The sequence below is a fragment of the Paraburkholderia sp. SIMBA_027 genome (assembly GCF_046535315.1).
GTDB lineage: Bacteria > Pseudomonadota > Gammaproteobacteria > Burkholderiales > Burkholderiaceae > Paraburkholderia > Paraburkholderia tropica.
Window position 1 is genome coordinate 1 of the sequence record NZ_JAWRWY010000677.1, and the last position, 268, is coordinate 268.

1 protein-coding gene is annotated in these 268 nt (G+C 65.7%); it reads right to left on the bottom strand.

Annotation, left to right across the window (positions count from 1 at the left end):
- On the bottom strand, positions 1-268 hold a 268-nt coding region (locus SB764_RS40730; protein WP_410866860.1), incomplete at both ends, for a benzoate/H(+) symporter BenE family transporter.

Below are 268 nucleotides of genomic sequence, written 5' to 3' on the forward strand. Positions count from 1 at the left end.
CGATGCCGGGAATGTTCTGCGAGGCCATGGTGACGATGAACAGCGGCAGCGCGATCGAGATGAAGGCCGGCAGATTGAAGACCGGGGCGACAAACTCGACGGTTGGCAGCAGCGCCCGCCCGACAGCCGCCCCTGCCCCGTCGGGAACATCGACGCCGAAGACCACGACCAATCCGAAGGCCGCTAGCGCTGCCGGAACCGCCCAGAGCCGCTTGAAGGCGCCGACCACCATCCAGGTGAGAACGATCGGCAATCCGAGCAGCGGATT